22 protein-coding genes and 1 pseudogene are annotated in these 25,186 nt (G+C 44.6%); 17 read left to right on the forward strand and 6 right to left on the reverse strand.

The features are described 5' to 3' along the window. Nucleotides 1–25: 25 nt before the first annotated feature. The 9 genes and pseudogenes from QUF19_RS26430 to QUF19_RS04610 all read left to right on the forward strand — a co-directional run. Nucleotides 26–208: pseudogene (locus QUF19_RS26430) on the forward strand (hypothetical protein); the annotation flags it as partial. A 293-nt stretch (nt 209–501) separates the two neighbouring features. Beyond that, nucleotides 502–1,800 carry a trigger factor gene (tig, locus tag QUF19_RS04575; protein ID WP_102435323.1) on the forward strand — a complete coding sequence of 433 codons (1,299 nt, stop codon included), beginning with the start codon at nt 502–504 and terminating at the stop codon, nt 1,798–1,800. Nucleotides 1,801–1,905: 105 nt separating this feature from the next. Then, the gene (gene clpP, locus QUF19_RS04580) at nt 1,906–2,532 is read left to right on the forward strand and encodes an ATP-dependent Clp endopeptidase proteolytic subunit ClpP (RefSeq protein WP_004736080.1); all 627 of its coding nucleotides are present in this window, start codon (nt 1,906–1,908) and stop codon (nt 2,530–2,532) included. An 81-nt stretch (nt 2,533–2,613) separates the two neighbouring features. Then, nucleotides 2,614–3,894, forward strand: coding sequence for an ATP-dependent protease ATP-binding subunit ClpX (gene clpX, locus QUF19_RS04585; RefSeq protein ID WP_286296662.1), 1,281 nt, complete (start codon nt 2,614–2,616; stop codon nt 3,892–3,894). Between the two features lie 132 nt (nt 3,895–4,026). Then, a complete protein-coding gene (lon, locus tag QUF19_RS04590; RefSeq protein WP_017110085.1) occupies nt 4,027–6,378 on the forward strand; it encodes an endopeptidase La in 2,352 nt (783 codons plus the stop codon). A gap of 192 nt (nt 6,379–6,570) precedes the next feature. Beyond that, entirely contained in the window at nt 6,571–6,843 is a 273-nt protein-coding gene (locus QUF19_RS04595; RefSeq protein WP_004736083.1) for an HU family DNA-binding protein, read from the forward strand. 220 nt (nt 6,844–7,063) lie between these two features. Beyond that, a complete protein-coding gene (gene ppiD / locus QUF19_RS04600) occupies nt 7,064–8,929 on the forward strand; it encodes a peptidylprolyl isomerase (RefSeq protein ID WP_286296678.1) in 1,866 nt (621 codons plus the stop codon). 70 nt (nt 8,930–8,999) lie between these two features. Then, nucleotides 9,000–9,161, forward strand: a complete 162-nt coding sequence (locus QUF19_RS04605; RefSeq protein ID WP_286296680.1) for a hypothetical protein — start codon at nt 9,000–9,002, stop codon at nt 9,159–9,161. Nucleotides 9,162–9,190: 29 nt separating this feature from the next. After that, nucleotides 9,191–9,490: a ComEA family DNA-binding protein gene (locus tag QUF19_RS04610; RefSeq protein ID WP_102351290.1), complete on the forward strand. Its 300-nt coding sequence runs from the start codon at nt 9,191–9,193 to the stop codon at nt 9,488–9,490. Here the strand turns inward: QUF19_RS04610 and rrtA are convergent. Continuing rightward, complete coding sequence (rrtA, locus tag QUF19_RS04615) at nt 9,481–10,029, reverse strand: rhombosortase (RefSeq protein ID WP_286296692.1); 549 nt, start codon at nt 10,027–10,029, stop codon at nt 9,481–9,483. The two genes, QUF19_RS04610 and rrtA, sit on opposite strands and share 10 nt — an antisense overlap. 9 nt (nt 10,030–10,038) lie before the next feature. Between rrtA and QUF19_RS04620 the strand changes: the two genes are divergently transcribed. Beyond that, nucleotides 10,039–10,638: a tRNA-uridine aminocarboxypropyltransferase gene (locus QUF19_RS04620; protein WP_286296697.1), complete on the forward strand. Its 600-nt coding sequence runs from the start codon at nt 10,039–10,041 to the stop codon at nt 10,636–10,638. Between the two features lie 32 nt (nt 10,639–10,670). On the opposite strand, the gene QUF19_RS04625 is transcribed toward QUF19_RS04620, so the two are convergent. The 3 genes from QUF19_RS04625 to QUF19_RS04635 all read right to left on the reverse strand — a co-directional run bounded on the left by QUF19_RS04625 (nt 10,671) and on the right by QUF19_RS04635 (nt 14,058). After that, nucleotides 10,671–12,014 (reverse strand): anti-phage deoxyguanosine triphosphatase, encoded by a 1,344-nt coding sequence (locus tag QUF19_RS04625; protein ID WP_286296698.1) that lies wholly within the window; start codon nt 12,012–12,014, stop codon nt 10,671–10,673. 55 nt (nt 12,015–12,069) lie between these two features. After that, complete coding sequence (yfbR, locus tag QUF19_RS04630; protein WP_286296700.1) at nt 12,070–12,654, reverse strand: 5'-deoxynucleotidase; 585 nt, start codon at nt 12,652–12,654, stop codon at nt 12,070–12,072. A 171-nt stretch (nt 12,655–12,825) separates the two neighbouring features. After that, nucleotides 12,826–14,058, reverse strand: coding sequence for a pyridoxal phosphate-dependent aminotransferase (locus QUF19_RS04635; protein WP_286296702.1), 1,233 nt, complete (start codon nt 14,056–14,058; stop codon nt 12,826–12,828). Nucleotides 14,059–14,354: 296 nt separating this feature from the next. Between QUF19_RS04635 and QUF19_RS04640 the strand changes: the two genes are divergently transcribed. The 7 genes from QUF19_RS04640 (at nt 14,355) to QUF19_RS04670 (ending at nt 22,049) form a co-directional block, all read left to right on the forward strand. After that, nucleotides 14,355–15,662, forward strand: coding sequence for an isochorismate synthase (locus tag QUF19_RS04640; protein WP_286296704.1), 1,308 nt, complete (start codon nt 14,355–14,357; stop codon nt 15,660–15,662). After that, the gene (menD, locus tag QUF19_RS04645) at nt 15,659–17,383 is read left to right on the forward strand and encodes a 2-succinyl-5-enolpyruvyl-6-hydroxy-3-cyclohexene-1-carboxylic-acid synthase (RefSeq protein WP_286296706.1); all 1,725 of its coding nucleotides are present in this window, start codon (nt 15,659–15,661) and stop codon (nt 17,381–17,383) included. Before QUF19_RS04640 ends, menD begins: the two co-directional genes overlap by 4 nt. A 9-nt stretch (nt 17,384–17,392) precedes the next feature. Next, a complete protein-coding gene (menH, locus tag QUF19_RS04650) occupies nt 17,393–18,193 on the forward strand; it encodes a 2-succinyl-6-hydroxy-2,4-cyclohexadiene-1-carboxylate synthase (protein ID WP_017110064.1) in 801 nt (266 codons plus the stop codon). A 102-nt stretch (nt 18,194–18,295) separates the two neighbouring features. After that, nucleotides 18,296–19,162 carry a 1,4-dihydroxy-2-naphthoyl-CoA synthase gene (gene menB / locus QUF19_RS04655; protein ID WP_010439547.1) on the forward strand — a complete coding sequence of 289 codons (867 nt, stop codon included), beginning with the start codon at nt 18,296–18,298 and terminating at the stop codon, nt 19,160–19,162. A gap of 73 nt (nt 19,163–19,235) precedes the next feature. After that, entirely contained in the window at nt 19,236–20,243 is a 1,008-nt protein-coding gene (menC, locus tag QUF19_RS04660) for an o-succinylbenzoate synthase (protein ID WP_286296717.1), read from the forward strand. Nucleotides 20,244–20,295: 52 nt separating this feature from the next. Next, on the forward strand, nt 20,296–21,729 hold the full coding sequence (gene menE, locus QUF19_RS04665; protein WP_286296718.1) for an o-succinylbenzoate--CoA ligase: 1,434 nt from the start codon (nt 20,296–20,298) through the stop codon (nt 21,727–21,729). A gap of 155 nt (nt 21,730–21,884) precedes the next feature. Then, nucleotides 21,885–22,049: a hypothetical protein gene (locus QUF19_RS04670; protein WP_198592572.1), complete on the forward strand. Its 165-nt coding sequence runs from the start codon at nt 21,885–21,887 to the stop codon at nt 22,047–22,049. Nucleotides 22,050–22,222: 173 nt separating this feature from the next. On the opposite strand, the gene QUF19_RS04675 is transcribed toward QUF19_RS04670, so the two are convergent. Both QUF19_RS04675 and QUF19_RS04680 read right to left on the reverse strand, forming a co-directional pair. After that, nucleotides 22,223–23,143: a YeiH family protein gene (locus QUF19_RS04675; RefSeq protein WP_102513107.1), complete on the reverse strand. Its 921-nt coding sequence runs from the start codon at nt 23,141–23,143 to the stop codon at nt 22,223–22,225. A gap of 162 nt (nt 23,144–23,305) precedes the next feature. Then, nucleotides 23,306–25,180: an MFS transporter gene (locus tag QUF19_RS04680; RefSeq protein WP_286296733.1), complete on the reverse strand. Its 1,875-nt coding sequence runs from the start codon at nt 25,178–25,180 to the stop codon at nt 23,306–23,308. Nucleotides 25,181–25,186 lie beyond the last annotated feature (6 nt).

Consider the following 25,186-nt stretch of genomic DNA (forward strand, 5'->3'; position numbering starts at 1 on the left):
AAAAAGTTATCGACTCTGAGGGGTAAAACAAGAGCAAGATCTCTTTTTAAGGTTTTTAGCAAAAAAAGCCCTCCATTCCCTTGAAAAAGTCGCTATTGTCCCCATTTCTGATGTGCTAAGTGATGATTTGATCGTTTTTGTATCATTTAGTTGGACGAATTTAGAGCATTCATCATCAACCAGAGGTGAACGGCTCGACAGAGATTAAACAGATCGCTAGAATGTCGCGTCTAAAATTTCTGTCCTGAGGCTAATCGGAGATACCTTTCTTGTTTCTGAAAACAAGCTTTATTGCGTTTTAATCGACGCGTGAAGAACGAAGATATCGCTGATTAGTCTGGTGTTTGGTTGAATAATCAATTCAGACATCAATGCTCAATTTTAAATTAGGTGTTCGGATAGAGCACTACACAAGGATGCAGCCAACAACGTCGGCTTTGAATAAAAGCTAAGTTACGGCTCATATGCTCAGATTACTGAGCCAGTTTTGAGGTTTATATAATGCAAGTTACTGTTGAAACGCTAGAAGGCCTAGAGCGCCGTCTTAATATTACTGTTCCTGCTGCTAACATCGAAGATGCAGTTACAGCTGAACTACGCAACATCGCGAAAAACCGTCGTTTCGATGGTTTCCGTAAAGGCAAAGTGCCAATGAAGATGGTTGCTAAAATGTACGGCCAAGCAGTACGTCAAGACGTGATGGGCGAAGTAATGCAACGTCACTTCATCGAAGCGATCGTTAAAGAGAAAATCAACCCAGCTGGCGCACCTACTTTTGCACCAGTTGAAAACAACGAAGGCGCTGACCTAGTATTCAACGCAACTTTTGAAGTTTACCCAGAAGTTGAGCTGAAAGGTCTAGAAAACATCACTGTTGAGAAACCAGCAGTAGAAGTTAAAGAAGCTGACGTTGAAGAGATGATCGAAACTCTACGTAAGCAACAAGCAACTTGGACTGAAGTTGAAACTGCAGCTGACGCTGGTTCTCGTGCAACTATCGACTTCGTTGGTTCTATCGACGGTGAAGAGTTCGAGGGCGGTAAAGCTGAGAACTTCCCACTAGAGATGGGTGCTGGTCGCATGATCCCTGGTTTTGAAGACGGTATCGTTGGTAAAACAACAGGTATGGAATTTGAAATCGAAGTAAACTTCCCAGAAGATTACCACGCAGAAAACCTAAAAGGTAAAGCTGCTAAGTTCGCAATCAAGATCAACAAAGTTGAAGCTCGTGAACTTCCAGAACTAAACGAAGAATTCGTTTCTAAGTTTGGCGCTGCTGACGGTGTTGAAGGTCTTAAAGCTGAAGTTCGTAAGAACATGGAGCGTGAGCTTAAGCAAGCTGTTAAGAACCGCATCAAAGAGCAAGCAATCGACGGTCTAGTTAACGAAAACAACATCGACGTACCTTCTGCTCTTATCGATCAAGAGATCGGTGTTCTTCGTCAACAAGCTGCTCAACGTTTTGGTGGCAACACTGAAGCTGCTGACCAACTTCCACGTGAGCTGTTCGAAGAGCAAGCTAAACGTCGCGTAGTTGTAGGTCTTCTTCTTGGTGAAGTAATCAAGACTGAAGAACTAAAAGCTGACGACGAGAAAGTTAAAGCTATCATCCAAGAGATGGCTACAGCATACGAAGATCCAACTGAAGTTATTGCTTACTACGAGCAAAACGAGCAAATGATGAACAACATGCGCAATGTTGCTCTAGAAGAGCAAGCTATTGATGCAATCATCGCTAAAGCTCAAGTTTCTGATAAAGAAGTTAGCTTCAACGAGCTAATGAATCAGCAACCTGCTTAATATAGTAATATCTGACGTAGAAGGTTGACGTACGGTCAACAATTCTGCTAACAATGGTCCGTATGATTTAATCATTCGGGCCATTTATTTTAGGGACATAAGAATATGAGCTACCAAGAAAAAAATACAATGCCATCGATTATGGACGCACTAGTTCCTATGGTGGTTGAACAGACTTCCCGTGGTGAACGTTCTTACGATATTTATTCTCGTCTATTAAAAGAACGTATCATTTTCTTAACAGGTCAAGTGGAAGACCACATGGCAAATCTTGTCGTGGCTCAACTGCTTTTCTTGGAATCAGAAAACCCAGACAAAGATATCTATCTTTACATCAACTCACCTGGCGGTAGCGTAACAGCAGGCATGTCTATCTACGACACCATGCAGTTCATTAAGCCAAACGTGAGCACAGTATGTATGGGTCAAGCTTGCTCTATGGGTGCATTCTTACTAGCGGGTGGTACTCCAGGTAAGCGTCACGTGCTTCCAAACTCACGTGTAATGATTCACCAGCCACTTGGCGGCTTCCAAGGCCAAGCGTCTGATATTCAAATTCACGCGCAAGAGATCCTAACGATCAAGCAAAAGCTAAACAAACTATTGGCAGAGCATACAGGTCAGCCTCTAGAAGTTGTTGAGCGTGATACAGATCGTGACAATTTCATGTCTGCTGATCAAGCAGTAGAATACGGCTTAGTGGATTCAGTTCTTAATCACCGTGGTCAATAATTGCACGGCAATTGTTTAACGCAAAGTGATTCAAATTGATATACACTCAAGCATAGAGAGTAAAGGCTAAGAGGTTAGCGAATGACAGATAAAAGCAAAGAGGGTGGTAGCGGTAAACTGCTTTACTGCTCTTTCTGTGGCAAAAGCCAACACGAAGTTCGCAAGTTAATCGCAGGTCCTTCTGTTTACATTTGTGATGAATGTGTCGATCTTTGTAACGACATTATTCGTGAAGAAATTAAAGATGTTCTTCCTAAGAAAGAATCGGAATCGCTGCCAACGCCGCGTGAGATTCGTGAGCATCTTGACGACTATGTAATCGGTCAAGAATACGCGAAAAAAGTGCTAGCAGTTGCGGTATACAACCACTACAAGCGTTTGCGTAATGGTGACACGACAGCTGAAGGCGTAGAGCTAGGTAAGAGTAACATTCTTCTTATCGGTCCTACTGGTAGTGGTAAAACGCTACTGGCTGAAACACTGGCTCGTTTCCTAGACGTTCCATTCACAATGGCAGATGCAACAACACTAACCGAAGCCGGTTACGTGGGCGAAGATGTTGAAAACATCATCCAGAAGTTGCTTCAGAAATGTGATTATGACGTAGCGAAAGCGGAACGCGGCATTGTTTACATCGATGAAATCGATAAGATTTCTCGTAAAGCTGAAAACCCATCAATCACGCGTGACGTGTCTGGTGAAGGTGTACAGCAAGCTCTACTAAAACTTGTTGAAGGTACAGTTGCTTCAGTTCCACCTCAAGGTGGTCGTAAGCATCCACAGCAAGAGTTCTTGCAAGTGGACACGTCTAAGATCCTATTTATTTGTGGCGGAGCGTTCTCTGGCCTAGATAAAGTGATTGAACAACGTGTAGAAAAAGGTTCGAGCATTGGTTTTGGCGCAGAAGTGCGTTCAAAAGACGAAGCAAAAACTGTGGGTGAACTGTTCACTCAAGTTGAACCTGAAGATCTTGTGAAGTACGGTCTAATTCCGGAGTTCATTGGTCGTCTACCCGTGACAACGACATTGACAGAACTTGACGAAGAAGCTCTAGTTCAAATTCTTTGTGAACCGAAGAATGCGCTTACTAAGCAGTACGCAGCATTATTTGAAATCGAAGATACTGAATTAGAATTCCGCGAAGATGCTCTACGTGCGATTGCGAAGAAAGCAATGGAACGTAAAACGGGTGCTCGTGGTCTGCGTTCTATCTTGGAGGGTGTTCTACTAGAAACTATGTATGAACTGCCATCTTCGACAGATGTAAGCAAGGTTGTGATTGATGAGTCGGTAATTAATGGTGAGTCAGAACCACTATTGATTTACAGCAACTCAGAAAATCAAACAGCGGTTGCAGAGTAGGTCTTTTTTAGACAAGTCACTCAAATTGAAAAAGGAGGTAAGCAATTACCTCCTTTTTTTTATTCTTCCATTGAATCCAGTCGTTTAAGCCCCATATACTGCTTTATAAGTTAAAGCGGAAGAGAGAAATATATGAACTTGGAACGTTCCGAGCGTATCGAAATCCCCGTGCTACCTCTACGTGATGTAGTGGTTTACCCACACATGGTTATTCCATTGTTTGTCGGTCGTGAAAAATCGATTACTTGCCTTGAATCGGCAATGGAAGCTAACAAACAAGTACTACTTGTAGCGCAGAAAGAAGCGGACACTGATGAGCCTTCAATCGAAGACCTATTTAATGTAGGTACCGTTGCTACCATTCTTCAGTTACTTAAGCTCCCTGACGGTACTGTAAAAGTACTTGTTGAAGGTCAGCAGCGTGCAAAAATTCACCAATTTAAAGAAAGTGAATTTTTCCTAGCGGATGCCGAATACGTTGTAACCTCAGAACTTGACGAAAAAGAACAAGAAGTGGTTGTTCGCAGCGCGATCAATCAATTCGAAGGCTTTATTAAGCTAAACAAAAAAATCCCACCAGAAGTTCTCACTTCTCTGAACGGTATTGATGAGGCTGCACGCCTAGCCGATACAATTGCAGCGCACATGCCACTTAAATTGGTAGATAAGCAGCACGTTCTAGAAATTGCAGATGTGACTGAACGTCTGGAATTCTTAATGGGCCAAATGGAGTCAGAAATTGACATCCTGCAAGTTGAAAAACGCATTCGTGGCCGCGTTAAGAAGCAGATGGAAAAATCTCAGCGCGAGTACTACCTGAATGAGCAAATGAAAGCGATTCAGAAAGAACTGGGCGAGATGGATGACGCACCTGATGAATTCGAGACTCTGAAGAAGAAGATCGAAGATTCAAAAATGCCTCAAGAAGCTCGTGAAAAAACCGAGCAAGAACTGCAAAAACTGAAAATGATGTCGCCAATGTCTGCTGAAGCAACAGTAGTACGTAGCTACATCGATTGGATGGTTGGTGTTCCTTGGGCTAAGCGTTCAAAAGTTAAGAAGAATTTAGCGAAAGCGGAAGAGGTCTTGAATGAAGACCACTACGGCTTAGAGCGTGTTAAAGAACGTATCCTTGAATATTTGGCAGTACAAAACCGAATTAACAAGCTAAAAGGTCCAATCCTTTGTCTTGTTGGTCCTCCTGGTGTAGGTAAAACCTCTCTAGGTCGCTCGATTGCTGCGGCAACAGGCCGTAAGTACACTCGTATGGCTCTAGGTGGCGTACGTGACGAAGCGGAAATCCGCGGTCACCGTCGTACTTACATCGGTTCACTTCCGGGTAAACTGATCCAGAAGATGTCTAAAGTTGGTGTTAAGAACCCACTGTTCCTATTAGATGAAATCGATAAGATGTCGTCTGATATGCGTGGCGACCCATCTTCAGCGCTTCTAGAAGTACTAGATCCAGAGCAAAACGTTGCATTCAACGATCACTACTTAGAAGTCGATTACGATCTGTCAGATGTGATGTTTGTTGCAACATCTAACTCAATGGACATTCCTGGCCCGTTATTAGACCGTATGGAAGTGATTCGTCTGTCGGGTTACACCGAAGATGAAAAGCTGAACATTGCTAAGAGCCACTTACTGGACAAACAAGTTCAACGTAACGGTCTTAAGCCTCACGAGATTAATATCGAAGATTCAGCAATCGTCGGCATTATTCGTTATTACACGCGTGAAGCGGGTGTACGTAACCTAGAACGTGAAATCTCTAAGATCTGCCGTAAAGCAGTTAAGAATATCCTGCTAGACAGTAGCCTTAAGTCTGTAACGGTTAACATTGATAACCTGAAAGAGTACTTGGGTGTTCAACGTCATGACTTCGGTAAGGCGGATGAGAGTAACCGTATCGGTCAAGTGACTGGTTTAGCGTGGACTCAAGTTGGTGGCGATCTACTGACTATCGAAACTGAATCAATGCCAGGTAAAGGTAAGCTAACGCAAACCGGTTCTCTTGGTGATGTGATGAAAGAATCGATTCAAGCGGCAATGACTGTGGTTCGTTCTCGTGCGGAAAATCTGGGTATTAATTCAGATTTCTACGAGAAGCGTGATATTCACGTTCACGTACCTGAAGGTGCAACACCAAAAGATGGCCCAAGCGCGGGTATCGCAATGTGTACTGCACTTGTTTCTAGCTTAACGGGTAACCCTGTGAAAGCTGAAGTGGGTATGACAGGTGAAATTACCCTACGTGGTGAAGTTTTACCTATCGGTGGCTTGAAAGAAAAACTGCTCGCTGCACACCGTGGTGGCATCAAAACTGTCTTGATTCCAAAAGACAATGAGCGTGATTTGGAAGAGATTCCAGACAATGTTATTGCTGACTTACAAGTGATCCCAGTCCAGTGGATTGATGAAGTACTTAAAGTCGCGCTAGAACGAGATCCGTCAGGGGTCGAGTTTGACGTGAAAAAATAGTGATGCGTAGCAAAAACTAGTAAAGAATTACGCTGATAGGCTCGAAAAGGCTTGTCAGCGTTTTTTTTGGACGCTAAGTTATTCCACTAAAGCGGCAATCCCTTTTGTAATAAGGCTTGCGGCTAAATTAAAACCAAAATGGAACGTACAGTCATCGAGAAGTAGTCACAGATGACACATAGGGGAAAAACAGTGAATAAAACACAACTAGTAGAATCAATCGCAGAAAACGCAGACATCTCTAAAGCTTCAGCTGGCCGCGCTCTAGACGCTTTCATCGAAGCAGTTGGCACAACGCTACAATCAGGTGACCAAGTGGCACTTGTAGGCTTTGGTACTTTCAGTGTTCGTACTCGTGCTGCTCGTACAGGTCGTAACCCAAAAACTGGTGAAGAGATCCAAATCGCAGAAGCTAAAGTACCAGGCTTCAAAGCGGGTAAAGCACTTAAAGACGCATGTAACTAATTTTTGTTGCTGAAACCTCGAATTTTGTGAGGGGAAAGCAGTAATATGCGTTTACTGTTTGAAAAATGATGTTTCATTCTTAGACAGTATGTGTGCAAAGCACATTGAACTTATTTAAATTATGCGCATCCTACTGATGCGCATTTCTTTTTCTGATAATATCGCGTGAATAGATTTTTATTTTGAAGCCAATGCTTCATATCCGGAGAGCACTTAAATTATGATGGATCGATTACGCGAAGGCGTGAATAGCATCGCGGTAAAAATTATCCTTGGGTTGATTATCCTGTCATTCGTATTCGCAGGTGTAGGCAGCTACATCACCGGTGGCGGTAACAACGCAGCAGCTAAAGTTGGCAATACAGAAATCGCTCGTGGTGAGTTCGAACAGGCTTACCAAAACGAACGTAATCGCATGCAGTCTCAACTAGGCGATTACTTTGCTCAAATGCTTGCAGACCCTGCATACGTAGAGTCTTTCCGTAAATCAGTTCTTGATCGCATGATCAATGACGTTCTACTTGAGCAACAAGCTGAGTCTCTAGGTCTACGAATCAGTGACACTCAAATCCGTACCATGATTCTAGAAATGCCTCAATTCCAAACGGCTGGTCAATTCGACCAAGAAGTTTACCAATCGGCATTACGTCGTGCAGGTTTCAGTGCAGAAAGCTTCGCTGAATACATGCGTCGTGATCTAATGCGCAACCAGCTTGTTACTGCTCTACAAGGCAGCGAATTCGTTCTTCAAGGCGAGATCGATACGCAAAGCAAGCTTATTGCCCAAACTCGTGACATTCGCACTGTAACTCTTTCTGTTGCTGACTTAGCGAAAGACATCGAGCTAACTGACGAACAGATCGAACAGTACTACACTGAGAACCCAGCAGCTTACACTCGTCCAGAGCAAGCTAAGGTGTCTTACATCGAGCTTTCTGCTGAAGCACTTAAGTCTCAGCTTGAAGTTAGCGATGAAGAAGCTCAGAAATACTACCAAGAGCACCTAGACAAGTACTCAACTGAAGAGCAACGTAAAGTTAGCCACATCCTAGTTCAAGGCGATGACGAGGCGAAAGCTCAGTCTATCCTAGACGAACTAAATGCAGGCGCTGATTTTGCTACGCTAGCGGAAGAGAAATCTGACGATTTCGGTAGTGCAGATGTTGGCGGTGACCTAGGTTGGATTGAACGTGATGTTATGGACCCAGCATTCGAAGACGCGGCTTTCGCTCTTGAGAATATTGGCGATACTACTGGGCTAGTTAAATCTGATTTCGGCTACCACATCATCAAGCTAGACGAACTAAAAGCATCTCAAGCTCAATCTTACACTGAAGTAGCGGAAGAGATTAAGACAGAGCTTCTAGACCAACATGCAGTTGATCAGTTCTACGAGCAACAAACTGAACTTGAAAAAGTAGCGTTTGAATTCCCAGATTCTCTAGACGATTCTGCAGAAGCTATCAACGCGAAAATCACGACGACTGATTTCATTTCTCAAGCTGATGCGCCAGAAGTTCTGATGACGCCTGCAGTAATGCAAGCTATCTTGAGCCCTGAAGTGAAAGAAGACGGTCTGAACTCTGAAGTTATCGAAGTTGCACCTGAGCACGTGATTGTTGTTCGTGTAGAAGAGACTCGTGACGAAACAGTTCTTCCGCTAGCTGAAGTGAAAGATCAAGTTGTCGCTGCACTGTCTGCGGTACAAGCTGAGCAACAAGCGGTTGAGCTTGGTGTATCTCTTGTTAACGAACTTAAGCAAGGTAACGAAGCGGTACTTTCAGACAACTACCTTGAGTTCACTGAACTTGAAACGATTGACCGTAACTCTCCACTTGCAGCTTCTGTGTTCGCATTATCGAAACCAGAAGAAGGCCAAGCGGTATTTGGTCAATCTAAAGACCAAGACGGTAACATCGTAGTTGTTGAGCTTTCTAAAGTGACGGCTGAAATCAACCCAGCTTACAGCACTCAAATCGGTGCTCAGTTAGAGCGTGTTGGTAACCAACAAGATCTAACTAACGTATTAAACGTACTGCGCAAAAATGCAGACGTTGAATACTACGTAGTGGATCAAGGTCAGTAAGCTCAGGTTAGCTTGAGTTAGATTAGCTCGGTAGTTAAGCCTGTTTGGTGACTGACTACCGAGAATCAACATGCGATGGTTGTTGTTTTGCCAATTAGGTTTATTCGATAAATCAGATTTGCGAGACAACAAACAAGCTGATGAAAACAAGATGTATAACAAAGCGGGTCACTTCGGTGACCCGCTTTATTTTTATCTGGCGTTTGTGTTATCTGCAGCGGCAAATGCATAAGTTACCTTTTTTGTACAAAGGAACGGTTTATGCGCGCGATATATTCAACACTACTTCTCTCATTTCTTATTACCCTGAGCTCTGCAGTGTTTGCTGATAGCCCAACTAAAGCTGAGCTATATGATGGCATTGAGATCACGGTAAACATCAACACAGCGACAGCAGAAGAGCTATCAGCCCTATTAGTGGGCGTGGGCGATAAGAAAGCAAAAGAGATTGTTGATTACAGAGAGAAGAACGGTGAGTTTGCTACTGCAGATAGTTTGGTGAACGTGAAAGGAATTGGTGAGGCCACGGTCGAAAAGAACCGCGAAAGAATTCAGCTTTGATTCGTTTTTCTATCCGTTATAAATAACACGACAGCCATGAAGCCTCCAGCCAGTGCACCTGCTAGGTGGGCTTCAATGGCGACACGAGCATTAATCAGTTCGCCAGTCGTGCTAGAAGGGCCAACAAGCTGCTCCCACGCTATCTTAGCGATTAATCCTAACACCAACAGCCAACTAGAATTCCTGCCGTTTAACGCTTCTCTGAGTGCGAATAAACCAAATAGCCCATGTAAAGTTCCCGATAAGCCAACATAGATTTGAATACTCGACAGCAACAGAGCGAATCCAGTGACTAAACTAATGAAAAGCAATGCGCTGATCAGTTGTTTTTTATTGGGTTGAAACAGATAACTGATGATCCATAAGCCGGCTAGATTCATCAGCAGGTGTGAGTAGTTGGTATGTGAAAAGTTTCCTGTTAGGATCCGCCACCATTGCCCATCGGCGATCGCATTTTTATCCCAAACTACCCAAGCCTGCACAGGCTCTAGTTGGAATAAGACGCATAAAAGTGAAGTGAAAATTAAAACAGGGTACACATTAAATCCATGTCTCGTTATTGCCGCCAATGCAGCAAGGCTTTGAAAGCTTGTATATGTCAGTGGGTTACGCCACTAGAATCGAACGTTGAGCTTATCATTCTTCAGCATCCATCAGAAGAGCATCGCCCAATGGGAACTGCGCGTATTCTCTCTTTATCCCTAAAAAACAGCGTGACGCTTGTGGGTGAAGATTTTTCAGAGAATACACAACTTAATGAGTTGCTGGCTGATGAGCAGTATCAACATGTGATTTTGTACCCCAGCGAACATTCTGTTTCTGTTGAGTCTGCAACATGCCCAAGTAAAAAGCTGCGTGTGATTTTAATAGATGGAACATGGAAGAAGGCATTCAAAATGTGGCAGGTATCGAGTAACTTGCACGCGCTACAAACGGTTCACTTACCCAAAGAGCTCAAAGGTAATTACCGAATCCGTAAAGCGCCAAGTGAAAACAGCCTTTCGACTGTAGAGGCGGGCTATCACCTGTTGAGCTTGTTAGAAAATGACCGAGATTTCAGCCCTTTGCTAACGGCATTTGACCAGATGATTCAGTTTCAAATCAATCAAATGCCGCCGGGCGTGTTTGAGAAAAACTACTTAGATTAAGATTAAGCCGTTTCACTAGCACGAGTCAGAAATTAAAACTCAGTATGAGCCGAGAACAATTGCTGATGCATTTTTTGCGCAAGATCATCGGTCATTGATGAGATGTAATCGGCTATCACGCGCATCTTTCTCGATTCATCGTCATGCAGTAGCCACTGCTTCTTGATTGGTAGTGGTAACAAACGTTCAGGATCGGCGCTGAATGCTTCAAACATATCCATGATGATCTGCTGACCTTTATATTCGATCACTTGAACCTGTGGAACTTGGATCACAAACTCGCTGACAAAGCGCTTAAGCCTATCCAATGTGGCATCCATACTCGGCTCAAGAAAAGCGTTATAAGTCAGCAGCACGTTCTCAAATTCTGTATCAACGGGCTTGATAGAGATACTGGTGAGTAGCGCGTTAACTATCCCACCTATCGCATCTTTTCTACGATATTGCTCACCCGAAAACAGCATTTCAGTAATCGAATCTAAATGCTCACAAATCCAAGGATCTGCCATCTCTTTCAATTGAGGATAAGCAGATTCAACCCATTGCGCTTTAGTCACTGAGCCAAGCACAATCGCATCTTCTAAATCGTGTACGCCATAAGCGATGTCATCAGCCAGTTCCATGATCGAACAGTCGAGTGATTTGTACTTAGTTTTGTTGTGCTCAAGTGGTTCGGTATGCGACTTTCTTTTCTGCTTTAGAAGTCGTTGGTCGTTGTCTGAAAGCGGCTCAAGTACCCAGTTGAACAACTCTTCATCATGATCGTAGATCCCTTTCGCTGGCATCCAATCCTTCGCACGCAGTTGTCGCTGGTGCTTAACGGGTTGATGTCGAGATTGGGAGTGGACCTCGCTCAGTAGCGATGGGTATTTGATCAAACCGAGTAGGGTGCGTCTTGATAGGTTCATTCCATGATGTTCAGTATAGGGTTCTAGCTGAGTGACGATTCGGAACGTCTGAGCATTGCCTTCAAAACCACCATGGTCGCGCATCATATAGTTCAACGCGACTTCACCACCATGTCCATAAGGTGGGTGGCCAATGTCGTGAGCCAGGCACAGTGAATCAATCAAACTGTCTGACGGCAACAAATCACGAAATTCGGGTTGTTTTTTCTTTAACTGAGCGACAATCCCCGTACCAAGTTGAGCTGCTTCTAGTGAGTGCGTTAAGCGGGTACGGTGAAAGTCATTGACTGTGGTGCCATGCACTTGCGTTTTCGCTTGTAGACGACGAAACGCAGCTGAGTGAAGTACGCGAGCACGATCGCGTTGATATGGGCTACGGTGATCGTCTCTTCTGATCTTATGCTCGTCGTTGTTTCGATCTTGCCATTCTTGCTCGAGTACAAATGGTGTTTCGATTGGAGAAGTCAAAATAGCACCTATCAAATTGATTTTATTTAGATAATTACACTCAACTTATACCTAGCTAGCTGATTTCGTCTAGTGATAATTCGAAACTGGGTGCAAATGTCGTCAGAAAGTAATCCATTTCCGGACTTTTGCGTTGTGATAGCGTCTCTTCAAGCCTACGTTTGGCCTGTTCGTATTCGTGGTTTCCAGCGCTGAGTTCTTCCAAGCATTTGAGGTAAGCACAGATCGTATCGGCTTGTTTGACGATGCTTTGTTCTTCTTTGTTTGCTGTTCCGGATATTAAGAAGGGCGCGAAATCGTCTTGGAACTCTTCCGGCAACATAGAGAGTAATCTTTGTTCTGCTGCGGCCTCGATTTTTTTATATTCCAGAGCAATGTCTGGGTTGTAGTATTTAACCGGAGTTGGCAAATCACCAGTCAGTACCTCGCTAGTATCGTGGTACATGCCAAGCAGGGCAATGTGCTCAGGGTTGAGTTTGCCATCAAACTTCTTGTTTTTGATAAGCGCCAAGGCGTGCGCGACGAAAGCCACTTGTAGGCTGTGTTCTGAAATGTTTTCGCTTGAGATTGAACGCATCAGCGGCCAACGTTGGATAAGCTTCATACGTGCTAGATGGGCAAAGAAATGGCTCTGTTTCATAATCGTCCTTTCTAAACTGTGCTCCACTCGTACCTTGTGTTTGCCACAAACTGCGCGAGACAGCGGATACAAAAAAGGCTCCCAAACAGGAGCCTTTTAAGCATAGAAGTGATTGATTACAAGTTAAAGTCTTTTAAAACAGCAAATTGTAGTCATAACTCTTGGTGTTAATTAAGCATCGGTGAGGTCGTCTTGGCTGTAAGTCTGCAAGAAGCGTTCAAGACGGCCAATGGCAACTTCAAGGTCTTCAATATGTGGCAAAGTCACAATACGGAAGTGATCCGGTTTCGGCCAGTTGAAGCCAGTACCTTGAACCAATAGCACCTTTTCTTGCTTAAGGAAGTCGAGCACAAACTTCTGATCGTCTTTGATGTTGTACATGTTGGTGTCAATCTTAGGGAACAGATACATAGCGCCCTTAGGTTTCACGCAAGAGACACCTGGAATCTTGTTGATCAGTTCCCATGCTCGGTCACGTTGCTCAAGTAAGCGACCGCCGGGCAGCAACAGTTCGTTGATACTTTGATAGCCACCCAGTGCAGTTTGGATTGCATGCTGCATAGGTACATTGGCACACAAACGCATCGAGGCGAGCATCTCTAGTCCTTCGACATAGCCTTTAGCAATATGTTTTGGACCGGTTAAGAACATCCAACCACCGCGGAAGCCACATACACGGTAAGCTTTAGACAGACCGTTGAATGTCACCATGAGTACATCTTCAGCAAGCGTTGCAACTGAAGTGTGTACCGCACCGTCGTAAAGCACCTTGTCGTAGATCTCATCGGCAAAAATGATCAGGTCATTCTCACGAGCGATCTCAACCACTTTAAGTAGGAAGTCGCGACTATAAACAGCGCCCGTTGGGTTGTTTGGGTTGATCAGTACAATGCCGCGCGTCTTTGGTGAAATCTTTGCGCGCATGTCGTCAAGATCTGGATACCAATCAGCATCTTCATCACACATGTAGTGAACCGGTGTGCCACCAGAAAGCGCAACAGACGCAGTCCACAATGGGTAGTCTGGAGCGGGAACTAAGATTTCATCACCGTTATCCAGTAGCGCTTGCATAGACATAACGATAAGCTCTGATGCGCCGTTACCAATGTAAACGTCTTCTACATCAAGGTTACGCAGACCTTTTTTCTGGTAGTGCTGAACAACCGCTTTACGGGCTGAATAGATGCCTTTTGAGTCACAGTAACCTTGAGATGTCGGTAGGTTACGGATTACGTCAACAAGGATTTCATCAGGGGCGTCAAAACCAAATGGGGCGGGGTTACCGATATTAAGCTTCAGTATTTTATGCCCTTCTTCTTCCATGCGCTTAGCATGTTTGAGTACAGGTCCCCTGATTTCGTAGCATACGCTGTTGAGTTTTGACGACATCCCGATATTTTGCATTGCCGATTTCCTGAAATTAATTTAAATACTTTATTAAAGTACCGCAAAACGGCGTTTGATAGAATAAAAATCTGATGAATGTCGCATTTCAGTGTCACGTTTGGTCTTTTTGTTGTCACTCTTTTCTAAATTTTAATTAATCGCTTTCTTTGTTATTAGCTAAGATGAATAAAGAGGCTGGATCGCTTAAAATCACACGAATGTTCAAAAGATATAGTACATTCTTGATCTAAGTGGGTGCTGCCCATAAAGTATCAAACTAATATAATAATAATTTAGATGTGAACGAGGTCGATTTGTCACATTTCCAGCAAACTATCTCCGCTTTGATTGAGCGAGTACAAAATGCCCAAGCAAGTGAAGTTCGTTGTGTTGAAGTTCTAACGCAAAAACCATCGTTTGCATTTATAGAATGGCTTCATGCTCAACCGCTCTTTCCAAAGTTCTACTGGCAGTCACGCGACACTCGTGAAGAAGTGGTCGCGCTCGGTCAACTGCATACTTTCTCCGATCCTGCTCCCGCGTATGCCATTCTTGGTGAAGACCAACGAATTTGGGGTGGACGTTCATTTGACGGACATACCGCAAAGAACCGCCGTTGCATGGAATCGTTTTTCTTTCTTCCTCAGGTTGAATTAATTCGCTTTGACGACACTTGGTCGCTGGCGGTTAATTTGTCTCCTGATCGCGTTGCTTCCATTAATGCTTTGAATAAGCTTTCTGTAGAAGCGGCGATATTGGCTCCTTTGTCGGCGCACATTGAGCAGATTAACCATGTTCCAGAACGAGAACAGTGGGGCAACTTGGTCGATAAAGTACTTCAGGGCATCAGCGACGAAGAATATAAGAAAGTCGTATTAGCTCGTAGAACCACATTGCAATTGGATGCGCCAATCTGTGCGGCTCAGTTGCTTAAGGCCAGCTACCTGCAAAATCATCACAGCTTTCACTTTTTGTTGGTATTGGATTCCAAACACAGCTTTATTGGCTCAACGCCAGAACGTTTGTACAGTCGATATGGCACTGAGCTTGATACTGAAGCGCTAGCGGGAACCATTGGTCGCGGAGAAAACGCGACAGAAGATATGGAGTTAGCCAACTGGCTTTCTCAAGACAGTAAAAACCTCAATGAAAACCAATATGTGGTTGACGACATCATTGAGCGCCTCACTCCTCATTCTCAAACGGTACACGTTGAAAAAGAGGCGCGGCTTGTGCGTTTGCGTAAGGTGCAGCACCTCAAGCGTAATATTCACGCTCAACTCAATACAGGCGTTAACGGTGTCCAGTTGCTTGCGTCATTACAACCAACAGCTGCCGTTGCGGGATTACCGCGTAAAGAAGCGATGGATTTCATTCTTGAACATGAACCGTTTGCAAGAGGTTGGTATGCAGGCTCTGTTGGTTATATTAGCCATCAACGCGCTGAATTCTGTGTCGCGATTCGTAGTGCCTTGGTTGTAAACGATCAAGTACAACTGTTTGCGGGTGCCGGGATCGTGCCGGGATCCGTTGCTGAACATGAGTGGCAAGAGTTGAACAAGAAGATGTCGACTCTGCTCAGCCTAATTTCAGATCACCCACCTTTGGGTGTGGCGTCATGAACCACGACCAAGCCGTATTAAACAGAGTTTGGTGTCACACATTACTTGAAGAGTTAGCACGCAGTGGCGTTGAACATGTTTGTGTTGCACCGGGCTCGCGCTCAACACCATTAACACTTGAAGCCGAAGCCAATCCAAAACTGACACTGCATACGCACTTTGATGAGCGTGGGCTTGGCTTTCTTGCGTTAGGCTTGGCAAAAGCCAGCGATAAGCCAGTTGCCGTGATTGTGACCTCTGGTACTGCTGTCGCAAACCTGCTTCCTGCGACGGCCGAATCTGGGTTGACACGAGAAAAACTGATCTTGCTGACCTCTGATAGACCTATCGACTTGGTCGACTGTGGTGCCAATCAAGCGATTCAGCAGCATGGTATCTTTTCTTCCCATGTTGAAAGTGCTTTAAACCTACCAAGCCCGAGTACACAAGTTTCTTTGAACTGGCTTTTGACGTCAGTTGATAACGTGCTGGCGAAACAACGTAATGTTGGTGGTGCGATTCATATCAACTGTCCGTTCCCAGAACCTCTATATTCTGCGAATAGCACGGAAATGTATGCGGAATACACCTCCAGTGTCGCTGGGTGGAAATCGGGAATAGGTTGTTACAGCCAAACGTTTTTACCTAATCAAGTGAATACACAACCTATTGCTCCAGGTGAGTATCTTGGACGTAAGGGGGTGGTTATTCTCGGTTCGCTAGATATTGAACAAGCGACAAAAGCTCAGCAGTTTGCCGCAGCATTAGGTTGGCCAGTTTTTTGCGATCCTCAATCAGGTGTCACCAGTGATTGTAAACATTATGATCTGTGGATGCAGAGTGACGTAGCGAAAGAGCAACTTAACCAATGTGATTTCATCCTTCAGTTCGGTGAGCGCATTGTTTCTAAGCGCCTTAATCATTGGATAAAGTCACAAGCATCATCATTCTGCTCATCACAATACATTGTTGTGTCACCGGATTCGCACCGAATCAACCAAGATCATCTGCCTCAAACCCATATCGTTGCTGATATCGAGCTATGGGTGTCAGAGCAGCATTTACCTACCTTGTTAGGTCAGCATGCAGGTTGGGCGGCACCTTTGGTCGAAATCGCGAATACGGTTCAACAATTAGCGTTGGCGCAAATATCCAATAATGACCAGCTAACCGAGTTGAGCGTTGCAGTTGACTTGTCGACTAGACTTAAAGACAGAGAGCTATTTGTGGGAAATAGTTTGATGGTAAGGCTGGTGGATATGCTGTCATCAATATCTGCGAATCAAGTTTACAGTAATCGTGGCGCATCAGGCATTGATGGCTTGGTGGCGACGGCTGCGGGCGTGGTAAAAGCCAACCAGAACCCCTTGATTATGTTGATTGGCGATACCTCTTTGTTGTATGACCTCAACTCTCTGGCTCTGCTTACCCACAATGTAACGCCGATGGTTATTGTTGTGACTAACAATGATGGCGGTGCAATTTTTGACTTGTTGCCCGTTCCTGAGCAACAAAAACAATCTCTATATCAAATGCCCCATGGTTTCGGTTTTGAACATGCCGCTGCGCAATTCCAGCTTGGTTATGCGGCGCCAGAAACTTTGAATTGCTATCAAACGATTATCGAACAACATTTCGAACAGGGTCAGGGTACCTTGCTCGTTGAAGTTAAGACGCCTCCCGAACAAGCGTCTACTTTGCTGAAACAATTCAGTTCAATGCTCACCGAGGCATTAGCCTAAGGACTTTACATGCTTTACTCCAATTATTACCCAGCTGTACAAGAATCTTCTGACAAACCTTTGCTTGTTTTTCTACATGGTTTACTCGGAAGCGGGGATGATTGGAGCGCATGTCATCCATATCTAGAGGATTTTCCTCGTCTTTGCATAGATTTGCCTGGACACGGACAAAGTCGCTTTATCGATCCGGTAGGCTTTGATCATTGCTGCAAGAAAATCGTTCAGTGCATCACTTCTCAACTTGCTCTTAATGATCTCCCTGCAGATTATCCTATCGTGGTGATTGGCTACTCTATGGGAGGCAGGCTCGCCATGTATGGGGTGACAAGCCCTTGCTTCGAAACACTCAATCTTGAGAAAGTCATTATTGAAGGTGGCAACTTTGGTCTTGAGCGTGATGAAGAACGAGCACAAAGGTTAGTACATGATACGCAGTGGGCTGTCCGCTTTGCACAGCAGTCGATTGAAGATGTTTTAGACGATTGGTATCAACAAAGCGTCTTTTCTTCACTAAATCATGAGCAAAGACAAACTTTGGTCATAAAGCGTAGTGGTAACCTTGGAGTATCCGTAGCAAATATGTTGTTATCTACTTCGTTAGCTAAGCAACCGGATTTACGTGCCACATTGAAATCTCATGAGCATCAATTGCATTATGTGTGTGGTGAAAAAGATCGTAAATTCATGGAGCTAGCTGAGAATAGTGGCTTTGAATATAGTCAGGTTGATTACGCTGGTCATAATGTTCATTTCGAACAACCAGAGCTGTTTTCAAACCTGATCATCCAATGTATCGCCAGTCGTCGCTAAACTGACTGAGCGGTTCTCTCGTATCAAGCACTATCAAAAGCAGAGCAACACCGTCACGACTATTCGTTAGTCGTGGTCTCTAATAGAACAATGGGAATCACCATGGCTAAAACAGTAGGCATCACAGAAGAAGAACTTTACGCAGCAGTTAACTGGCGCGATGAAAGCAGTCAATTTGAGGATATTCAGTACCACAAGTCTGACGACGGTATTGCGAAAATCACGATTGCTCGTCCTCAAGTCCACAATGCGTTCCGTCCACAAACCGTAAAAGAGATGATCAATGCACTGGCTGATGCTCGTTATGACGAGAAGGTTGGCGTAATCATTTTGACGGGTCTTGGTGAGAAGGCGTTCTGTTCTGGTGGTGACCAAAGTATTCGTGGTGACTACGGCGGCTATCAAGATGATTCAGGTACACACCACCTGAACGTACTTGATTTCCAACGTCAAATTCGTACTTGTCCAAAACCAGTTATCGCAGCGGTATCGGGTTGGGCAGTCGGTGGTGGTCATGTTCTTCACATGATGGCAGACCTTACAATCGCAGCTGAAAACGCACAGTTTGGTCAGACGGGTCCTAAAGTAGGCTCATTCGACGGCGGTTGGGGTGCTTCTTACATGGCTCGTATCGTTGGCCAAAAGAAAGCGCGTGAAATCTGGTTCTTGTGTCGTTTCTACGATGCTCAAGAAGCATTGGACATGGGCTTAGTAAACACAGTGGTACCTGTTGCTGATCTAGAAAAAGAAACTGTTCGTTGGTGTCGTGAAGTGCTTCAACACAGCCCAATGGCGCTGCGTTGCTTGAAAGCGGCACTCAATGCTGACTGTGATGGCCAAGCCGGTCTTCAAGAGTTGGCGGGTAACGCCACTATGATGTTCTACATGACAGAGGAAGGCCAAGAAGGTCGCAATGCGTTTAACGAGAAACGTCGACCTGATTTCGATAAATTCCCGCGTAATCCATAGCCTTTTCCTCTCCAGAATGAGTCGCTAAATAGCGGCTCGTTTTGTTTTGATGTTCCCATTTTTAGGACACCTTATGAACTCAGTGAATTCTCAGCGTCACGCGAAACTCTACCGTTATCAATTACCTATGGATAGTGGTGTAGTACTTCGTGATAATAAGTTGAGCGAACGAATTGGTTACATTATCCAACTTGAGTGTGATGGTAAAACTGGTTTTGGTGACGTTGCGCCTCTACCTGGTTTTAGCCTAGAAGATGCCGAGCAAGCCGGTATTCAACTGCAACACGAACTAGAGCTTTGGAGCCACAATAACCCTCAAACGCCTTTTGATGAGTTATATCCTTCTGTTGCCTTCGGTTTTTCGATGGCGATGATGGAACTACGCGGCGATCTTAACGCAGAAGGTAACTACCAAGCTGCGCCTTTGTGTACAGGCGACCCTGATGAGTTGATCCCTGTGCTCAATGAGATGAAAGGCGAGAAGGTTGCTAAGGTAAAAGTTGGCCTTTATGAAGCGATCCGTGATGGCATGCTGGTGAGCTTATTCCTTGAATCGATTCCTGATTTAACCTTAAGGCTTGATGCTAACCGTGCATGGAAGCCAGAAAAGGCTAAGCAGTTCATCAAGTACATTGCGCCTTCACTGCGTCAACGTATTAGCTTTATTGAAGAACCTTGTCAGAAGCCAGAAGACAGCTTGGCATTTGCCATTGACCATGGCGTTGCGATTGCATGGGATGAGACACTACAAGAAGCGGTAAGAAGCCCTGAGTTTAATCTCAGCGACCTTACGGGTGTTAAAGCGGTAGTGATTAAACCAACTCTAATTGGTTCGGTAGAACGTTGTGTCGCTATCATTGAACGCGCGCAGCAACTTGGTATCAAACCAGTACTAAGTTCAAGCATAGAGTCGAGCCTTGGCTTAACTCAGATTGCTCGATTGGCACAACAATACTTGCCTAATGAAGTCCCAGGACTTGATACAATTGGCTTGTATCAGCAACAGCTAGAAGTCTCTTGGCCGGGTTGTAAGCTTCCTGTTTCTACTCTTGAACAGCAGCAATTGATTTGGTCTTCTTAGGCTGATTGTTCGCTTGGCTTAGACCGTTCTCAATCTATAACTTGGTTATTTTATGATGCGCCCACAATCTATTCATCACCCGCTCTGGGTACAGTGGGCGCAGAAGAACCCACATCAAACAGCGTTAGTGACTCCTGACTGGGCTTACACTTGGCTGCAAGTCTCAGTGTTAGTGAGTGAGTACCAACAACAGTTATCCCATCAAGGTTTATGTGAAGGTGATGTACTGACGATTGTCGGTAAGAACCAAGCTGAAGTGATTCCAGTGTATCTTGCGGCCTTAAATTTAGGTGTGGTTTGTGCGTTTACCATGCCTCAGCCGAAAGCTCGTTTAACGCAGAAGCTTGAATCCCTTTATGGCCAGCCAGACAGACGTTACCTTTGGCTATTAGATAGCTGTGGGTTAGATCCTTATGATGCTGTTGACCTCAAGACTATATTGGTGACGTTACCTTGCTTGAACGAAGTTAAGGTCGATGGTGATAACAGGCCAGTAGCAACATCGGAAAACCCTAACTTTAATCCTCAATTTTTAGCGAGCATCGTATTCACGTCTGGTTCTACCGGAAACCCGAAAGCGGTGGCGCACACGTTGCAGCAACACTTATGTTCAGCTCAGGGTTTACTCGATGTTTTTTGCTTTGAACAAGCTGACACTTGGCTACTTAGCTTGCCGATGTACCACGTATCGGGATTAGCGATTGTCCATCGTTGGTTAGTTGCTGGTGGCTGTATCAAAATAGGTCAAGGTAAGCTCGAAACCGATATCGAAGGTTGCAGTCATGCCTCTTTAGTGGCTACTCAACTGCATAGGTTATTACAGAGTAAGCAAGCACTTACTTTAACTCATGTGCTTTTAGGTGGTAGTCATATTCCAGAAGTGCTAGGGCTTGAAGCTCAACAAATGGGTATCGAAACTTGGCTTGGATATGGCATGACAGAAGCGGCTTCGACGGTGACCGCGAAGCCCGTCGATGGCACCAAAACGGCAGGCTTTGTTCTCGACCAGCGCCAATTGAAGATTGAAGATCAGCGCATCTATATTGGCGGTAATACACTTGCTTCTGGTTATTACTATCAAGGAGACTTAACGCCTCTGGTGGATGAGCAAGGTTGGTTCGACAGTAAAGACCTCGGTGAATGGGATGGCGAACAAGTGTCGATTATTGGCCGAGCGGATAACCAGTTTATTTCCGGCGGTGAAAACATCCACTGTGAAGAAATTGAGCGAGCACTCAATCAATTACCTGAAGTTAAACAAGCCTTTGTGGTTCCTGTTGAAGACAGTGAATTTGGCTTTAGACCGATTGCGATTGTCGACTGCGATGAACTACCTACCAAAGAGTGGTTTGCAGAACAGTTACAAGGGAGCCTAGAGCGATTCAAATTTCCTATCGAGTATTATCAGATGCCTGAGCAAGAACAGCAGGGGATCAAAGTCTCGAGAGTAGGTTTGGCAGCTTGGTTGTTTCAGCATAGAAACTAAAAGCCGAAGAACACTGGAAGATGTGTGTCGTTTGCTAGATTGGAAGACGGTTAGTTAATTTAGCAATTAGATAGTTCAAAACAGAATTTATTATCTTTATAACCATCCATCATAATAAGCCCTATAAATAACGGATTATAGAATAAGGTCTTATTATGAAAATTGCCCTCATCATTGCGGTTTTACTGCAGATAGGCCAAGCAGTTACTTCGTCTGGGCTGACGCGATCGTTGGCTGAACTCACTGCATTTGTATTGGTTGTGGTACTTGTTTTGATGAAAAGGGAGAGTCAAAAGAGTGATAAGCCTGTGTTTGACTAGTGACTGTTGTAACAATGAATATATACGATAAAGGCAAAGCCCATTTGAGCTTTGCCTTTTTATTTTGTTATTCGCTAACCTGTTTGTCTGGTTAACACATGAACCAATCTACAGGGCAGCTTCGCGTATTAGGCGTATTAGGCGTATTAGGTGTATTAGGTGTATTAGGTGTATTATGCGAGAGTTAACCACGCTAATGAGCCTGTCGAAATCATCGTCCACATTGTAATACCAAACATCAGTGGCTTCGGCCCTGCAGCTTTAAGCTTTTCAACTGAAATACCGCAACCAATCAAGAACAAACAAACTACTAGCGCACGCTTAGACACATCAAAGATACCTTGGTAGACCATTTCAAATTGTGGCAGCAAGTCACTAATAGCAATAGCAGCACAGTAGAAGAAAATGAAGTAAGGAATCGTAATCTTCTTTTGATCGTTCTTGAAGATCATTGCACTGACTAACGCGATTGGGATAATCCACAGTGCGCGTGCTAGCTTCAATGTGGTTGCTGTGGTTAGTGCTTCTTCGCCGTACGCTGATGCTGCACCAACAACCGAAGATGTATCATGAATCGCGATTGCAGCCCATGTACCGAAAGTTTGTTGGCTTAGCTCTAGCGCATGGCCAATCATCGGGAACAAGAAAAGGGCAACTGAGTTCAACACAAACACTGTAGCTAACGCTAAACCAATCTGTTCATCGTCTGCTTTAATCGCTGGGGCTACGGCGGCAATGGCGCTACCACCACAAATTGCGGTACCAGAAGAGATAAGGTAACCCGTGGTGCGATCCAGCCCCATTCGTTTCGCTAAGAACCAACCAATCACCAGCGTGCCAATGATGGTCGTAACAATCAGACCGATACCGTCGCCTGTTACTGCCAGTGCTTTTTCAAACTGAATGCCAAAACCTAAGCCGACAATTGAGTAGGCCAACAGTTTCTTGGTGAGTTTGCCTACTTCTAGGTGCTCAGGGACTAAACCTAAACTCGCAAGCAGGAAACCGATCACGAGTGCCGTCGGTGAACTCACCCATGGGGTCAAACAAAATAGAGCAGCAAGATAAAATGGAACAGACTTTTTTAGATTCATTATATTTAGGTCGTCGCGTCTAGTATTGGCAGCGTAGTGGAAGACTATACGCGTAACACAATGGTAAGTAAGTCTAAATGAATTGAACAAACGTTAAGTAAAACTGAACGCTTGTTCTTATACTCTAATATTTAGCTAAAGAGTTGTCTGGGGTGGCTCTGCTTAGCGCAATGATCCACGAAGCTCTGCAACCGACTGGCGTAATGTTTCACAAGAAGTATCTTTCGGCAAAATCGGTTTCCCTGCTTCGATCTCGATCTTTGTCCAGAATCGATTGGGTAAACCTTTACATGCACTGCCTTTAAAACGACTAAAGTAGCTTCCCCATAAACCTTTGAGTGCCATCGGGATAACAGGTACCGGTGAACGTCGTATGATCAGCTCCATTCCACGCATGAACTCTGCAACTTCGCCATCTGAGGTCAGCTTTCCTTCTGGGAAAATACACACGATGTGCCCTTCATGTAGTGCGCGTTCTACTTCTTTGAAAGCATTACGAATCGAACTGCGGTTCGTTGCCGAGATTGGAATCACCCCAGCTCTTTTCAAGAAACGTCGCAATGGTGGGAGCTTGGCGTAATCTTCTTCCATCACAAAACGGATTAAGCGAGGGCAAACGGCGCTCAGCAGTAATGCATCCATATAGCTCACGTGATTACAGACGATCAGCGCACCGCCTTTTTCTGGTAAGTGATGCAGGTTCTTATGCTTCACACGGTACATGGTGTGAGTCACTACCCAAGTGAAGAATCGGAAAGCATAGATCGGCACCTGATAAAACAGAGCAAACATAACTAAAGTATTGAACACCGCGAGTAGAGCGAACAATTGTGGAATTGAAAACTGTAGAATACTCAGGAACACGATACCAAGAACAGCGCTTCCCACCATGAACAGTGAGTTGTAGATGTTCAAACCTGCGATAACTTGCGCTCGCTCATTGGGTTTGGCTCTAAACTGCATCAAAGAGTACAAAGGCACGATGAAAATACCACCCGACATGCCAAGCATCAGTAGATAGGCAAACAGAGGCCATAATTCTGAGTAAGAGATGAAGCTTTTGAACGAATCGAATTCAGGAAGTGAATCTGGTATCGAAACGGCCATCAGAAACCCGAAAATAGAGATGCCTAGGCTGCCCATGGGCACAATGCCGATCTCAATTCTGTGGTTGGATAACTTGTCACAAGCCAATGAACCAATGGCAATACCGACTGAAAACAGTGCTAATAAAAACGCGACAGCGCTTTCCGTGCCGTTTAGGTAAACCTTGGTGAAGTTGGGAAACTGAGTGAGATAAGTCGCCCCTAAGAACCAAAACCAACTTATCGCCATCAGTGCTTGGAACGTAGGTCGATCTTTCTTAGCAATCGCGAGCGTTTGGCGTGTCAGTGTAATAGGTTGCCACTTCACTTTTAGGTTAGGTGCATTGCTTGGTGCTTCAGGGATAAAGTGACTGGCTAAATAACCGAGCACCGCAAACGTTACGATGCAGACTGCGGCGATCAGCTTTGAATTCTCTTCTGAGGCAATGATTCCGGCGCCTAAGGTACCGATCAAAATAGCTAAGAAGGTGCCAGTCTCGACCAAAGCGTTACCAGAAACCAGTTCTTTCGATTCTAACTGCTGAGGAAGTAGGGCGTATTTTACGGGGCCAAAGAAGGCACTTTGTGTTCCCATTAAAAACAGTAATAGCAGCAGAATCGCGTAGCTTTCGTAGATAAAACCAATGGCACCCAGTGACATGATCACGACTTCAAGCAGCTTAACCTTACGAATGAACCAAGATTTTTCGTACTTGTCTGCCAAGACACCCGCTAAAGCAGAAAAGAGAAAGAAGGGCAGGATAAAAAGACCAGCGGCCAAGTTAATGAACAAATTGCTGGAAATTGGCAAGGTGTCTACGCTTGCAAAGGCAACAAAGAGCAGCAGGACATTTTTGAAGATGTTGTCATTAAAGGCTCCCAAAAATTGGGTAATAAAATAGGGTAGGAACCTTTTTTGGGCTAACAGCGAGGATTGGCTGTCATTGTTCATTATCTG

The organism is Vibrio sp. FE10, from assembly GCF_030297155.1.
GTDB lineage: Bacteria > Pseudomonadota > Gammaproteobacteria > Enterobacterales > Vibrionaceae > Vibrio > Vibrio apostichopi.